Origin of the sequence: Streptomyces erythrochromogenes, assembly GCF_040684695.1 — a bacterium.
Lineage (GTDB): Bacteria > Actinomycetota > Actinomycetes > Streptomycetales > Streptomycetaceae > Streptomyces > Streptomyces erythrochromogenes_C.
Map to the genome: position 1 here is coordinate 309309 of NZ_JBFBGM010000004.1, position 14495 is coordinate 323803.

12 protein-coding genes are annotated in these 14495 nt (G+C 73.9%); 9 read left to right on the forward strand and 3 right to left on the reverse strand.

Features of this window, described 5'->3' with window-relative positions:
- The first annotated feature begins 10 nt into the window (after positions 1-10).
- Positions 11-955: a sulfurtransferase gene (locus tag AB0O53_RS10365; RefSeq protein ID WP_365194477.1), complete on the forward strand. Its 945-nt coding sequence runs from the start codon at positions 11-13 to the stop codon at positions 953-955.
- A gap of 7 nt (positions 956-962) precedes the next feature.
- Here AB0O53_RS10365 and AB0O53_RS10370 read toward each other — a convergent pair whose 3' ends face one another.
- A complete protein-coding gene (locus AB0O53_RS10370; protein ID WP_350987926.1) occupies positions 963-1427 on the reverse strand; it encodes a MarR family transcriptional regulator in 465 nt (154 codons plus the stop codon).
- 202 nt (positions 1428-1629) lie between these two features.
- Between AB0O53_RS10370 and AB0O53_RS10375 the strand changes: the two genes are divergently transcribed.
- The 3 genes from AB0O53_RS10375 to AB0O53_RS10385 all read left to right on the forward strand — a co-directional run bounded on the left by AB0O53_RS10375 (position 1630) and on the right by AB0O53_RS10385 (position 5541).
- Positions 1630-2388, forward strand: coding sequence for a DUF4097 family beta strand repeat-containing protein (locus AB0O53_RS10375; RefSeq protein ID WP_365194480.1), 759 nt, complete (start codon positions 1630-1632; stop codon positions 2386-2388).
- Positions 2389-2510: 122 nt separating this feature from the next.
- Complete coding sequence (gene lon / locus AB0O53_RS10380) at positions 2511-4910, forward strand: endopeptidase La (RefSeq protein WP_350987924.1); 2400 nt, start codon at positions 2511-2513, stop codon at positions 4908-4910.
- Between the two features lie 190 nt (positions 4911-5100).
- Complete coding sequence (locus AB0O53_RS10385; protein WP_031151678.1) at positions 5101-5541, forward strand: MarR family winged helix-turn-helix transcriptional regulator; 441 nt, start codon at positions 5101-5103, stop codon at positions 5539-5541.
- A 7-nt stretch (positions 5542-5548) separates the two neighbouring features.
- Here AB0O53_RS10385 and AB0O53_RS10390 read toward each other — a convergent pair whose 3' ends face one another.
- A complete protein-coding gene (locus AB0O53_RS10390) occupies positions 5549-6322 on the reverse strand; it encodes a hypothetical protein (RefSeq protein WP_365194482.1) in 774 nt (257 codons plus the stop codon).
- 499 nt (positions 6323-6821) lie between these two features.
- Here AB0O53_RS10390 and AB0O53_RS10395 point away from each other — a divergent pair, with 499 nt between their 5' ends.
- From AB0O53_RS10395 to AB0O53_RS10415, 5 genes are read left to right on the forward strand one after another with little or no spacing between them, the layout of a single operon-like run.
- A complete protein-coding gene (locus AB0O53_RS10395) occupies positions 6822-9737 on the forward strand; it encodes a sensor histidine kinase (protein ID WP_365194484.1) in 2916 nt (971 codons plus the stop codon).
- Positions 9734-10222, forward strand: a complete 489-nt coding sequence (locus AB0O53_RS10400; RefSeq protein WP_350987921.1) for a roadblock/LC7 domain-containing protein — start codon at positions 9734-9736, stop codon at positions 10220-10222. Before AB0O53_RS10395 ends, AB0O53_RS10400 begins: the two co-directional genes overlap by 4 nt.
- Positions 10219-10608 carry a DUF742 domain-containing protein gene (locus AB0O53_RS10405; RefSeq protein ID WP_350987920.1) on the forward strand — a complete coding sequence of 130 codons (390 nt, stop codon included), beginning with the start codon at positions 10219-10221 and terminating at the stop codon, positions 10606-10608. The genes AB0O53_RS10400 and AB0O53_RS10405 overlap by 4 nt, the downstream gene beginning before the upstream one ends.
- Positions 10589-11209 (forward strand): GTP-binding protein, encoded by a 621-nt coding sequence (locus tag AB0O53_RS10410; protein WP_350987919.1) that lies wholly within the window; start codon positions 10589-10591, stop codon positions 11207-11209. The genes AB0O53_RS10405 and AB0O53_RS10410 overlap by 20 nt, the downstream gene beginning before the upstream one ends.
- Positions 11210-11222: 13 nt before the next feature.
- Positions 11223-12512: a styrene monooxygenase/indole monooxygenase family protein gene (locus tag AB0O53_RS10415; RefSeq protein ID WP_350987918.1), complete on the forward strand. Its 1290-nt coding sequence runs from the start codon at positions 11223-11225 to the stop codon at positions 12510-12512.
- Here AB0O53_RS10415 and AB0O53_RS10420 read toward each other — a convergent pair.
- Complete coding sequence (locus AB0O53_RS10420; RefSeq protein ID WP_365194488.1) at positions 12434-13621, reverse strand: C40 family peptidase; 1188 nt, start codon at positions 13619-13621, stop codon at positions 12434-12436. The two genes, AB0O53_RS10415 and AB0O53_RS10420, sit on opposite strands and share 79 nt — an antisense overlap.
- Positions 13622-14495 lie beyond the last annotated feature (874 nt).

Consider the following 14495-nt stretch of genomic DNA (forward strand, 5'->3'; position numbering starts at 1 on the left):
GTGCTGCCGCATGCCCACGTCCGACCACCCGGCGTCCGTGGACCCCGCGCCCTGCCACCACGCAGCCGACACCCCCGCGCCCGGCGGGGCGGGTCCCCGCGGGCCCGGGCCCGGGCCCGCGCATCCGGGACCGCTGGTCGGGGCCGACTGGCTCGCCGCCCGGCTGGGCGACCCGGGACTGGTCGTCTTCGACGCCTCCGTCGGCGCCCACCGCGCCGCGGGCCGCCGCATTCCGGGCGCCCGCCCCTTCGACCTCGACGGAGCCCTCTCCGACCACGCGGCCCCCGCCCCGCACACCATGCCCGGCCCCGCCGCCCTCACCGAGGCGCTGCGCTCCCTCGGCCTCCACGACACCGACACCGTCGTCGTCTACGACGGCGCCGGGGTGTACTCCAGCGCCCGCGCCTGGTGGATGCTGCGCGCCGCGGGCTTCGACCGGGCCGCCGTCCTCGACGGGGGCCTGCCCGCCTGGACGGCCGCCGGCCTGCCCGTCGAGGCCACCGGCCCGGAGTACTCGGGTCCGCGCGGCTCCTTCACCGCCCGGCCCCGCCCCGGGCTGCTGATCGACGCCGAGGCCGTCGCCGCGGCCCTGGCCGACCCGGCCGCGGCCGTCCTGGACGCCCGTACCCGCGAACGCTTCGAGGGCACCGCCCCGGAACCCCGTCCGGGCCTGCGCGGCGGGCACATGCCGGGCGCCGCCAGCCTCCCCTTCGGCGACCTCCAGGGCCCCGACGGCCTGATGCGCCCGGCCGGGGAACTCCGCGCGGCCTTCGAGGCGGCCGCGGGCGACCGCGCACGCCTCCGCTTCAGCTGCGGCTCCGGGGTGACCGCCTGCGTACTGGCCCTCGGCGCCGACCTCGCCGGCTACCGGGACCTGGCGGTGTACGACGGCTCCTGGAGCGAATGGGGCCTGCCCTCGCCCCTGCGCCCGGTCGCCACGGGCCCGGGCCGCTGAACGGCGGTCAGCGCGGGCCGTCGGTGTTCCGGATCATCTGCCGCAGGACCTTGAGCGCGGTCACGTAGTCGGCGTCGTCGATGCCCTCGTGGATGCGGTCGCGGATGGCGGGAGCGTGCTGCTTGAGGCGGGTGCGGGCCTCCTCGCCCGCCGTGGTGATCCACAGCCTGCCGGTGTCGTCCCTGGTGACCCGGCCCTGCTCCAGCAGGGCCTCGGCCTCGGCGGCCAGGTCGTCCTCGGGCCGTAGGTAGGACCGCATGGCCTCCTGGAGCCGGGGCACGGTCATCCCCGTACCGTCCGGCGAGAGGTCCTCCTTCGACAGGTGGCGCAGCACCCAGTACGCGGGCTGGGTGAAGCCGAGTTCGGCCTGCCGGGCTCGGGTGAAGGCGATCAGGGCCTCGTAGGCCAGTCCGGTCCAGTAGGCGGCGGGCTGTGCGGCGAGTTCGGCGTCGGTGAGGTGCGGGACGGTCATCGGCTGTTCCCCCTTGGAAGATCGCTCGTGCGAGCACCGTAGAACCTGAACCAAGGTTGAGGGCAAGGGGTGCGAGGGGCGTGAGGGGTGTGAGGGGCGGGCCGGGAGTCCGGTGCGGGGCCGGGGCCCGGGGGATAACCCGACCTCGGATCCGGGTACCGGCACCATCGGCCGGGCGGCGCCCGCGCCGGAGGATCGGTGCATGACTTCCCACACCACGGCGGCCCGGGCCGCCCGCGCCGCGGCCGTCGCTCTCGCGGCCGGCGTCCTCATGGCCGGATGCTCCTTCGTCGACGGCCCGCGCAGGACGGCTCGCGCCGACACGGTGGTCACCGAGGCGGTCACCGCCGTCGAGGTGACCGGCACCCGCGCCGGGTCGATCGAGGTCACCGCCGCCGCCGGTCCCGGCGTCACGGTCCGCCGTACCGTCCACTACCGCGGCGACACCGCCCCCGTCACCGGCCAGCAGGTCAGCGGGGGAGTGCTCACCTTCACCGACGGGTGCTCCGGGAACTGCTCCATCGACTACCGCCTGGAGGTCCCCGCCACCGCGAAGGTCACGCTGGAGAGCGACAGCGGCGACATCACCGTGACGGGCGTGGCCGCCGCCGAGGTGGAGGCCGACTCCGGCGACGTCCGGGCCGAGGCCGTCACCGGACCCCTGAGGATCAGCACTAGCTCGGGCGAGATCACCGCCACCGGTCTGACCTGCCCGAGCGCGGCGGTGCACTCGGACTCGGGCGACACCCGCGTGGAGTTCGCGAAGGCCCCCTCCTCGGTGCTCGCCGAGACCACCTCCGGCGACGTCAGCCTGAAGGTGCCCGCGGCCCCCTACCGCCTTTCGGTCGACACCACCTCCGGGGCCCGCGACGTCACCCTCCCCGACGACGCCTCGGCCCCCGCCCGCCTCTCGGCGAAGACCACCTCGGGCGACGTCCGCATCTCCCCCCTGAACGGCTGACCCGACCCGGGCAGCACGACCGACGGAGTCCGTTCGCCCCGGGCGAACGCAGGTTGGGGAACACCGGCGGGCGCAGATGCATTGAGTCGGCATAGCTCAACTTCACTGCCGGAGGGAAGATCATGGCTTCGACGTCCGTAACGCTCACCCTGCCCGTGCTGCCGCTCGACGACGAGGTCGTGCTGCCCGGAATGGTCGTCCCGCTGGACCTGTCCGACGCCGAGGTGCGCGGAGCCGTCGAGGCGGCCCAGGCCGCGGCGGGCAGCAGCGGGAAGCCCCGGGTCCTGCTCGTGCCGCGGATCGACGGCAAGTACGCCGCCACCGGTGTGCTCGGAACCGTCGAGCAGGTCGGCCGCCTCTCCGGCGGCGACCCCGGCGCGCTCATCCGCGGCCTCGGCCGCGTCCGGATCGGCGCCGGCACCACCGGGCCCGGAGCGGCCCTCTGGGTCGAGGGCGAGACCGTGGACGAGAGCGTCCCCGATCCGCTGCCGGGCGCCGTCGCCGAGCTGGTCAAGGAGTACAAGGCCCTCGCCACCAGCTGGCTCAAGAAGCGCGGTGCCTGGCAGGTCGTGGACCGCGTCCAGCAGATCGAAGGGGTCTCCGCCCTCGCGGACAACTCCGGCTACTCGCCCTTCCTGACCGTCGAGCAGAAGGTCGAACTGCTGGAGACGGCCGACCCGGTCGACCGCCTCAGGCTCGCCGTCAAGGCGCTCAGCGACCACCTCGCCGAACAGGACGTCGCCGAGTCCATCGCCAAGGACGTCCAGGACGGCGTCGACAAGCAGCAGCGCGAGTTCCTGCTCCGCCGTCAGCTGGAGGCCGTGCGCAAGGAGCTGCGCGAGCTGAACGGCGAGAAGGACGGCGAGGAGTCCGACGACTACCGGGCCCGCGTCGAGGCCGCCGACCTCCCCGAGAACGTCCGCGAGGCCGCGCTCAAGGAGGTCGACAAGCTGGAGCGGTCCAGCGACCAGAGCCCCGAGGGCTCCTGGATCCGCACCTGGCTGGACACCGTGCTCGAACTGCCCTGGAACGAGCGCACCGAGGACCAGTACGACATCCAGGGCGCCAGGGCCGTGCTCGACGCCGAACACGCGGGCCTGAACGACGTGAAGGACCGCATCACCGAATACCTGGCCGTGCGCAAGCGGCGCAGCGAGCGCGGCATGGGCGTCATCGGCGGCCGGCGCGGCGGCGCCGTGCTCGCCCTCGTGGGCCCGCCCGGAGTCGGCAAGACCTCGCTCGGCGAGAGCGTGGCCCACGCCATGGGCCGCAAGTTCGTCCGCGTCGCCCTCGGCGGCGTACGGGACGAGGCCGAGGTCCGCGGCCACCGCCGGACCTATGTCGGCGCCCTGCCCGGCCGCATCGTCCGGGCCATCAAGGAAGCCGGATCCATGAACCCCGTGGTCCTGCTCGACGAGATCGACAAGGTCGGCTCCGACTTCCGGGGCGACCCCGCGGCCGCCCTCCTGGAGGTCCTCGACCCGGCCCAGAACCACACCTTCCGGGACCACTACCTGGAGGTCGAGCTGGACCTGAGCGACGTCGTCTTCCTGGCGACCGCCAACGTGCTGGAGGCCATCCCGGAGGCCCTCGCCGACCGGATGGAGCTCGTCCGCCTCGACGGCTACACCGAGGACGAGAAGGTCGTCATCGCCCGCGACCACCTGCTGCCCCGCCAGCTGGAGCGCGCCGGGCTCGCCGCCGACGAGGTGGTCCTGGAGGAGGACGCCCTGCGCAAGCTGGCCGGGGAGTACACCCGCGAGGCGGGCGTGCGCACCCTGGAGCGGGCGATCGCCCGCCTGCTGCGCAAGGTCGCCGCCCAGCACGAGCTGGGCGAGCGCGAGCTCCCGTACCGCATCGGGGCCGACGGGCTGCGCGGCCTGATCGGACGCCCGCACCACGTGCCCGAGTCCGCCCAGGACCCGGCCGAACGGCGCACCGCCGTCCCCGGCGTGGCCACCGGCCTCGCGGTCACCGGCGCGGGCGGCGACGTCCTCTTCGTGGAGGCCTCGCTGGCCGACCCGGAGACGGGCGCGGCCGGACTGACCCTCACCGGCCAGCTCGGAGACGTGATGAAGGAGTCGGCGCAGATCGCGCTGAGCTTCCTGCGCTCGCACGGCGCCGAACTGGAACTCCCCGTCGCCGACCTGAAGGACCGGGGCGTGCACATCCACTTCCCGGCGGGCGCCGTGCCCAAGGACGGCCCGAGCGCGGGCATCACCATGACCACCGCCCTCGCCTCGCTGCTCTCCGGACGACAGGTGCGCACGGACGTGGCCATGACCGGCGAGGTCTCGCTGACCGGGCGGGTCCTGCCCATCGGCGGCGTCAAGCAGAAGCTGCTCGCCGCCCACCGGGCGGGCCTGACCACCGTGATCATCCCCAAGCGCAACGAGGCCGATCTGGACGACGTCCCGGCCGAGGTGCTGGAGGGGCTGGAGGTGCACCCGGTGACCGATGTCCGCCAGGTGCTGGAGCTCGCCCTCGACGGGGCGCAGGTGCCGGTCACCGCCGTCGCCTGACGGCCGTCCCGCCGCCGTCCCGCCGCTCCCCGGAGACGGCTTCAGGACGGCTCCAGGACTGCTTCCGGACGGCCCGGGGTCCCGCTGCGGCGGGGCCCCGGGCCGTCCGTGCACCCGCTGCGAAATACTGGGCCCCCCACCCACCGGGCCCCACCCGCCGGGGTGCCACACATCGAAGAAGGAGCGGTACGTGCACGGGAGTGAAGACCAGGAGTTCCTTGCCCTGGAGCGGGAGCTGTCCGTCTTCCTCCGGCGGGCCCGCGCCTCCTCCGGCGAGATGGCCCGCGAGCTCCACCCCGAGCTGGAGCCCGCCGCGTACGGGCTCCTCGTACGGCTGGAGGCGGCCGGCCGGCAGCGGGCCACCGAACTCGCCGCCTACTTCGGCGTCGGCAAGGCCACCATGAGCCGGCAGCTGCGGGCCCTGGAGGTCCTGGGCCTGGTCGCCCGCGAGCAGGACCCCGCCGACGGGCGGGCCTTCCTCGTCGGGCTCACCGAGGAGGGGCGCGAGCGCTTCCTGCGGGTACGGGGCGCACGGCGCGAGCAGTACATGCGCAAGCTCGCCGGCTGGGACCGCGGCGAGGTCGCGGAACTGGCCCGCCTGCTGCACCAGTTGAACGCCGGCGCCGAGTAACGCCCCCTCAGAGCTCCGCGTAGACCGCCGACGCGTCGTCGTGCCGCTTGTGCCGGGCCGACGGGCGCGCCGGGTCGGACTCGATGGCGCGGACCCGGCCGATCAGCCCCTCCGCACCCTCCTTCCGCAGCACCGCCAGGCACTCGGCCCAGTCGCCCTCCCCGAACGTGTCCGTCCACCGGCTCGCCCCGTCCGTGAGCGCGGCCACCGCCCGCACCCGCGCCCGCGGGGTGCGCCCCGTGACCGCCCGGGCCGCCACCGCCGGATCCGCGGCCGCCGTGAAGAAGCCGCCCTCGGCGTTGCGCAGGGCGTCGGTCGCGGCCACGGAGCGCAGCACCTCGCGCGGCACCCGGTCCAGCCGGTCGTCGAGCACCGCCGTCACCCCGCCCCCGGGCGCCTGGAGCAGGAGTACGGAGTCCGAGAGCACCAGGTGCTCCACGTACGCCTCGTCCCAGCGGACCACGACCACCGTCGCCTGCGGGGTGCGGACGTGAGAAAGGTCACAGGTGCCGCGGTGGGCCCCGGCCGTGGCGCGGACGGCTTCGGCCAGGATCCGGTCCAGCGGCATGTCCCGTCGCGATCCGGACAGTTCGGTCAATCGGCCGCCGAGCCGGGCCGTGAACCACGGCACTCCGTGCACGCACCCGTCGTCGCCCGCCGGCGGGGTGACCCCGTCGAGGGCCACGAGGACCCCGCCCCCCGAAGCGGGCGCCGAGGCCGACACCCAGTCCTCATTGGGGCGTTCCTTGCTGCCGGGTGCCGTGGCGAGGTCGATGCGCATACGGACATTCTGCCCGGCGGGGGCCCGGAAGTCGGGGTTGGTACGGACCAGGAGGGGGTGAAGTGGATGGTCCCTGCACGCGAAACGTCCGGGGAGCTGCCCGGCGGGGCTCCGGCCCGGGCGGGCCGATGTGGGCGGGCATACTGCCAAAGGCCGCATCGATCTTTCAACCGCCTGTCCACGGAGCCGCTCTGGGGCAGGGTGCCCGAGTTGGTCGCCAACTCATCCGTGATGTTCACTCGTTCGAGTGGCCGGGTGGGCGATGTGCGGCTCTCTCCCCAACACGCTGCAAAGGTCTGAGGCGGTACGAGGGGGCAGGGGGCGTTTACTTGTTGACCGGCCGTTACCTCGGCCACACGAGTAGACGAGCAACAGCACACGTACAGGATTGCGAGCACCGGTGCAGAAGAAGCGGTCTCGGAACAAGGGGCACCTCCCGGCGGTAGCTGGGGGAGGCACCGCCGCCGAAGGCCCGGCCCCCGCAGGACGCCGCGTCCGCGTGCGCAGCCGGCTGGTCGTCGGCGTCGCCGTCGCAGGGCTCACCGTCCTCGTGGCCGGCACCCCCGCCGTCGTCACCGCCGCCAGGGAGCTGAACGACTCCCAGCGGCTGGTCACCCTCGCGGAGCAGACCGGCCAGATCCTCACCCTCACGCACGTCCTCGCCGACGAGCGCGACGCCGTCGTCGAGTACGCCGCCAAGGGCCGCCCCGGCGCCGCCAGGGCCGGCCTCCAGGAACGCATACTGCGCACCGACCGGCAGATCACCGAGGCCGCCGCCGAGGTCGACCCGGCGGCCGACGAAGCCCTCGCCATGGCCCTCGCCCGCGTCGCGTCCGTCCGTACCGAAGCCATCGACGGCAAGGGCACCGCCCTCGCCGCCCACCAGGCCTACACCGGCGTCATCACCGAACTCCTCGCCCCCGGCACCCGGCTCGCCGAGCTGACCCCGCCGCGCGCCGGGGACGCCCTCGCCACCACCCGACCCCTGCCGCCCCTGGGCCAGGCCGTGGACCAGGCCTCGGCCACCCGCGGACTGCTGCTCGGCGCCCTGGCCGTGCCCCGCGGCGAACAGTCCCCCGGCTCGGCCACGGTCGACGAACTCAGCGCCGCCGCACAGCGCTCGCGCGTACGGGAACAGGCCGCCCTCGACGACTTCACCCGGGTCGCCCGGCCCGACGTGCGCCAGACCCTGACCGCCACCGTCACCGGCCCGGAGGTCAAGGCCGCCGACGACTACCTCAAGCGGCTCCTGGACCGGCCCACCCTGGCCCCGTCCGACCGCAAGACCGACGGCGCCGCAGTCGGCGCCGCGCTCACCTCCCGCATCGAACGGATGCGCACCGTCGAGGCCACCCTCGCCGGCGAACGGGCCACCGCCCTGGCCTCCCTGCGCGACGACGACGTGACCCGGCTGGAGATCCTGGTCGCCGCCCTCGGCCTGCTGTTCCTCGTCGCCGTCGGCTTCGCCACCGCCGTCGCACGCTCGCTGACCCGCCCGCTGTCGGTCCTGCGGCGCGGCGCGGAACGGCTGGCGACCCCCGAGGGCTCGGTGGAACCGGTGCGGTTCACCGGCCGCAACGACGAGTTCGCCGAGGTCGTCCGGCACCTGAACGCCGTACGCGACCAGACGGTCTCCCTGCACACCCGGATCGCCGGGCTCGACGCCGACCGGCGCCGCATCATCGGCCGCAACGAGGCGCTCGCCTCCGGCCGGGAAGCGCTCGAAGAGGAACTGACGAAGCTGCGCGCGGGGCTGGAGGAGCACCGCCGCATCATGTCGACGACCTCCGTCTCGCTGTCGCTGCGCACGCTGGGCCTGGTGGAACGCCAGCTCGCCGTCATCGAGGAGCTGGAGTCCAAGGAACAGGACCCGGACCGGCTCGCGACCCTCTTCAAGCTGGACCACCTGGCGACCGTGATGCGCCGCCACAACGAGAACCTGCTGGTCCTCGCCGGTCAGGAGCACGGCCACGGGCAGGGCCTGCCGGTGGCACTGGTCGACGTGATGCGGGCCGCCGTCAGCGAGATCGAGCGCTACGAGCGCGTCGACCTCGCGGCGCTGCCCTCGTACACGCAGGTCGCCGGGCACGCCGCCGACGACATCTCGCACGTGCTGGCCGAACTGCTGGAGAACGCCACGACGTTCTCCCCGCCGGACGTCAAGGTGAAGGTGTCGGGCTGGACGCTCGACAACGGCGACGTGGTCCTCTCCGTCGTCGACGAGGGCATCGGCGTCACCGAGGACCGCCTGGAGGCGCTGAACGCCCGGCTGTCCACGCCCGAGGCGTACGACGAGGAGCCGGAGGAGGAGCACGGCCTGGGCCTCGGCCTGTACGTGGCCGGGCGGCTCGCGGCCCGGCACGGGGTCACCGCGGAGCTGCGCGGCGCGCGGCACGGGGGGACCGAGGCCCTGGTGGTCGTCCCCGCGGCGCTGCTGCCCGCCACCCCGCCGGCCTCGCCGGTCCACCACCTGGCCACGCCGGGCGCGCCGTCGCTGCACCTGCCGGGCGTGATAGCGGAGGCGAACGAGAACACCCTCCCGGCCCGCCGGCGCGGCGCGCACGCCGCGCCCGAGGCCGACTCGGTGGACCCGGTGGATCCGATGGACCCGGTGGAACCGGCCCCCGCCGATGCCGCCGACGCAGCGGAGCCCGTCCTCCCGGCCGAGACGGTCACGCCGGTCACCCTGGCCGAGGCCCTGGCGGCCCCGACGGAGACCGACCTCCCGTCACCCGCCGAGCCCACGGACCAGGCCTTCCCGGCAGCCCCGCCCGCGGACGCCCCTCCGCCGGACCAGGTGTTCACCGCGGCCCCGGCCGCGGACGCGCCCCCGGCGGACCAGGTGTTCACCGCGGCCCCGGCCGTGGAGGCCCCGCTCGCGGAGGAAGCCTTCCCGGCTGCCCCGGCCGCGGACGCCCCTCCGGCCGACCAGGTGTTCACCGCCGAGCCCCCCGCAGGGGAGCAGCTGCTCGCCCGCATCGTCCACGACACGGACCCGGCCGACTTCACGCTGCCGGATCCCGCCGGACCCGACCCCGCCGAGCCCCCCGCAGGGGACCACGCCCACGCACCCGCCGAGGCCGACTGGCTCCCCCGCCAGGGCAGCCACCCCGCCGACCCCGCCGACGGCGGCGGCCCCGTCACCGACAAGGGCCTGCCGAAGCGCACCCCGCGCACCGTCGCCGCCCCGCGCAGGGAGGACGTACCGCCCCAGCCGCCGCGCCGGGTCGACGCCGAAGAACTGCGGCGCCGGCTCGGGGGCTTCTACCAGGGAGCCCAGGACGGCCGGCGCGTCGTCGCCGCCGAGCTCGCGCAGGACCTGCAGCAGGACACGCGGCAGGACCCGGGGCAGGACCGGGGGCAGGGACAGAGCAATACCGACCAGGGGGACAGCGCACAGGAGGCACGCACATGACCGCGCCCAGTACGTACGGACTGAGCACCCAGGCCCGCAACCTGCAGTGGCTGCTGACCGACCTGGTCGAGGAGGTGCCCGGCGTCAACTCCGTCGCCGTCGTCTCCTCGGACGGGCTGCTGCTCCTGTCCTCCGACCCCGCAGCGGGCGGCGCGGGCGAACCACAGGCGACGCCGAGGCCCAAGGGGCCACGGGGGGCGTCCGCCGACCTCGCCACCATCGTCTCCGGACTCGGCAGCCTCACCACGGGGGCGGCCGCCCTCATGGAGTTCGGCGCCGTCAAGCAGACCATGGTGGCGATGGAGAACGGATCGGTCTTCGTCATGGCCATCAGCGACGGCTCACTGCTGGGCGTGCACGCCACGCCCGACTGCGACATGAGCGTCGTCGCCTACCACATGGCCCTGTTCGTCGGCCGCGCCGGACACGTCCTGACCCCCGAAGTCCGCAGTGAGCTGCGCCAGTCGATGGAGAACACCCCGTGAGGAGAACGGCCGCCGACCGACTCCCGATACGCGGGGCCGACCGCCGACCCGCCCGCGTCCGCCCGTACTCCCTGACGGGCGGACGGACACGGTTCACCCAGGTCCTGAACGTCGAGACGTTCGTCGCCGCCCTGGACACCAAGGCGTCCGAGCCGCAGAAGCCCGACCGCATGCCCGAGATGCCCGCCATCGTCGAGGTCTGCCGTCGCATGCGCACGATCGCCGAGATCGCCGCGCTGCTGAAGCTGCCGCTCGGTGTGGTCCGCGTCCTGGTCAGCGACCTCGCCGACCAGGGCAGGATCCGTGTCTACGCAACGGGCAACGGCTCCGGCCGGCCCGAACGCGCGCTGCTGGAAAGGGTGCTCGGTGGTCTTCGCCGTCTCTGACACAACGGGGGTGGACGACGAACCGGTCCAGCCCTGGCAGTACGACCGCTCCCGCGCACCCGTCGCCGTCAAGGTGCTGGTCGCAGGTGGCTTCGGGGTCGGCAAGACCACCTTCGTCTCCTCCGTCTCCGAGATCACCCCGCTGCGCACCGAGGCGGTGATGACCCAGGCCAGCGTCCCGACCGACGACCTGACCGGCACCCCGGACAAGCACACCACCACCGTCGCCATGGACTTCGGCCGCGTCACCCTCGACGACGACCTCGTCCTCTACGTGTACGGGACCCCGGGCCAGGAACGGTTCTGGTTCATGTGGGACGACCTGGTGCGCGGAGCCATCGGCGGGCTCGTCATGGCCGACACCCGCCGCCTGCGCGACTGCTTCCCCGCCCTCGACTACTTCGAGAGCTCCGGGCTGCCGTACGCCGTCGCCGTCAACCACTTCGAGGGCTCGCATTCCTACGAGCCCGAGGACGTGCGCGAGGCGCTCAGCGTCCCGCCGCACGTACCCGTGGTGATCATGGACGCGAGAGAGCGCCGGACGGTGATCGAATCCCTGCTGGCGCTGGTGGGGCACGCCCTCGACAGCACTCCCGAATAAGAGGACTTGAGAGATGCGCAGGATACTTGTCGTCGGAGCCGGCCAGTCCGGTCTCCAGCTCGCCCTCGGACTCCAGTCCAAGGGGTACGAGGTCACCCTCATGTCCAACCGGACCGCGGACGAGATCCGCACCGGGCGGGTCATGTCCACCCAGTGCATGTTCGACACCGCGCTCCAGCACGAGCGCGACCTGGCGATCAACTTCTGGGAGCAGCAGGCGCCGAAGATCGAGGGCCTCGGCGTCTCGGTCGCGGCCCCCGACGGCAGCCGCCCCATCGACTGGCTCGGCCGGCTCAAGGGCCACGCCCAGTCCGTGGACCAGCGCGTGAAGATGTCCGGCTGGCTGGACACCTTCGCCCAGCGCGGCGGACAGCTCGTCATCCACGGGGCGTCCGTCGCCGACCTCGACTACTTCTCCCGCACCTACGACCTGGTGCTGATCGCCGCCGGCAAGGGCGAGCTGGTGTCGATGTTCGGGCGGGACGCGGCGCGTTCCCCGTACGACGCCCCGCAGCGCGCGCTGGCCGTTTCGTACGTGCACGGGCTCGGCCCGCGCCCCGAGCACCCCGAGACGGAAGCGGTCCGCTGCAACCTGGTCCCGGGCGTCGGCGAACTGTTCGTCATGCCGACCCTGACGACCTCGGGCCGGGCGGACATCCTGTTCTGGGAGGGCATCCCCGGCGGCCCGCTCGACGTCTTCAACGGCGTCAAGGACCCGGCGGAGCACCTGGCGCTCACGCTGGGACTGATGGAGAAGTACACGCCGTGGGAGTACGCCCGGGCGACGAAGGTGGAGCTGACGGACGCGGGCGGCACGCTCGCCGGCCGCTACGCGCCGGTCGTGCGCAATCCGATCGGGCGCCTCCCCGGCGGCGGGCTCGTCCTGGGCGTGGCCGACGTGGTCGTCGCCAACGACCCGATCACGGGCCAGGGTTCCAACTCGGCGTCCAAGTGCGCGGCCTCGTACCTCTCCTCGATCCTCATGCACGGGGACAAGCCGTTCGACGAGGCGTGGATGAAGGCCACCTTCGACAAGTACTGGTTCACCACGGGCAAGCCGGTGACCCAGTGGACGAACGCCATGCTGGGCGTGCCGCCGGAGCACGTGCTCAACCTGATCGGCGCGGCCGGGCAGCTCCAGCCGGTGGCGAATCGATTCGCCAACGGTTTCGACAACCCGGCCGACTTCGACGCGTACTTCTACGACCCCGAGGACGCGGCCGACTACCTGGCCGAGGTCACCGCGTCCGTGGAATCCGCGTCCGCGGGCTCCGCGTCCGTGGGCGCCTCCTCCGCGGAGTAGCCGGTGTCGTCCCCCGCCGCCGCCCCCGAGGTCTCGGGCAGCGGCGGCGGGGTGAACTCCGCCAGCGGCGCCCCCTCCGGGTCCGGCCGCACCGCCCCGAGCAGCGGGTTCGCGGCGATCGGCGAGACCTTCACGACGGACCCCGGCCGCGGCGCCTGGATCACCTTGCCGTCACCGACGTACAGGCCCACGTGGGTGGCCTTGGGGAAGTAGACCACCAGGTCCCCCGGCCGCAGCTGGTCCAGCGGCACCTTCGGCAGCTGCGCCCACTGTTCCTGGCTGGTCCGCGGGATGCTCCGGCCGGCGTGCGCCCAGGCCTGAGAGGTCAGGCCCGAGCAGTCGAAGGACCCGGGCCCCTCCGCGCCCCACACGTACGGCTTCCCGATCTGGGCCGCCGCGTACGTCAGGGCCGCGCCACCGGCGGCCGTGGGGGTGCCCGTGCGGGTGGGGAGGGACCCGGAGGTCACCAGGTCCCGCTGCGCCGCCGCCGTCTTCTCCGCCTCGCGCGCCCCCAGCCGGGTGAGCTGCTCCGGAGTCAGCGAAGCCAGCAGCCGCTCGACCTGCTTGAGCTGCGAGGCGACCTCCTCCTTGTGGACCTTCTGGCGCGCGGCCAGCGTCTGCCGGGTGTCCAGGTCCTTGCGGGCCCGCACGGCGAGCGCGTCGGCCGCCTTCTCGCCTTGCGCCAGACGGCTCAGCGCCGCGGCCCGGCGGGCGCCCTCGCGGGCGGCGAGCCGCCGCTGCTCCAGGGCCGCCTGCGGGTTCCCGGCCAGCAGCATCCGGGCGTAGGGGGACAGGCCCTGGCCGCCCTGGTACTGCTCGCGGGCGAGCCGCCCGGCGAGGGCCCGCTCGGAGTCGAGGGCCGTACGGGCCCTGCCGAGCTCGGCGGCCCGCGACCGCTCCTCGCGCCGGCCCGCCTCCAGGGCGTCCTCCGTGGTCTTGTACGCCTCGGAGGCCTCCTCCGCCTTCTGGTAGAGGCCCTGCAGGCGGGTGAGCAGGGCGCCGACGTTCTCCCCTTCGGGCAGAACCGGCTCGGCGCCGGCGTTCTGGACCGGTCCGGCGACGAGGAGCGCTACGGCGATGCAGGCAGCGCGAAGCCCCCGATATGACATGGGATCACCTCCGAGACCGCCGATGCTGCCACGCCCGGTATGACAAATCGCCCAACGGAGTCGGCCGGTCGAAAGGCCCCACCCGGTTGGCGGCGGGGCGGGGCGGGGCGGGGTGGGGCGGGGCGGGGTCGGAGCACGGCGGGATCCGACGGGGCGGGGGTGGACAGGCGCGGGGTGGGGTGGGGGAGCGGCGTTCCGGCGGGTCGGGGACCGGAAGGCGCGGCGGCGGTGTGGGGGAGCGGCATTCTGGCGGGGCGGAATGCGGCAGCAGGGCGGCGGCTTCGGGTGGGCGGGATCCACTCGGGCGGGAGTCAGTGACGTTCTGGGGGTTTTTCCGTCTGTCCGATGGTTTTCCGGGTCGTGCCGGTCCCTCAAGGGCGCTCCTGCGTCGCGTCGCGTTGCGATGGCCTTCGGCCACCCTTGACCGCCCGTCCCGCCCCGGAACTGCAAGGACCGGCGGAAAACCCCAAAAGAACGAGCCGGGCGACGAGAGGCCATCGGGGCGGTGTCCAGCGCGGGCAGAGCCCGGTACGCCCCCAATCGCTACGCGCTCCTGCCTGAAGGCGTCCGCAGGCCTCGTGGGCTGGGCATAAGCCGCCCTAGATCGCTACGCGCTCCTGCCCGGAGGCGTCAGCGAGCCCCTGTGGCTGGACATAGGCCGTCGCAGATCGCTGCGCGCTCCTCGATCACGCGTCCGCAGCCCGTCCGGGGCCGGTCACAAGCCGCAGAGGCCCGATGACCTGCTCATGGACGGCGTCTGCGGGCGGATCGGGGGAGGGAAAGCGCCGGATGACGGCTGAGGCGAACCCCATCCGTGTCTGCGCGAGTGCGAGCCTCGGAGGGTCGTCAGTTTGCCCCAATTACCCCTCTTTGG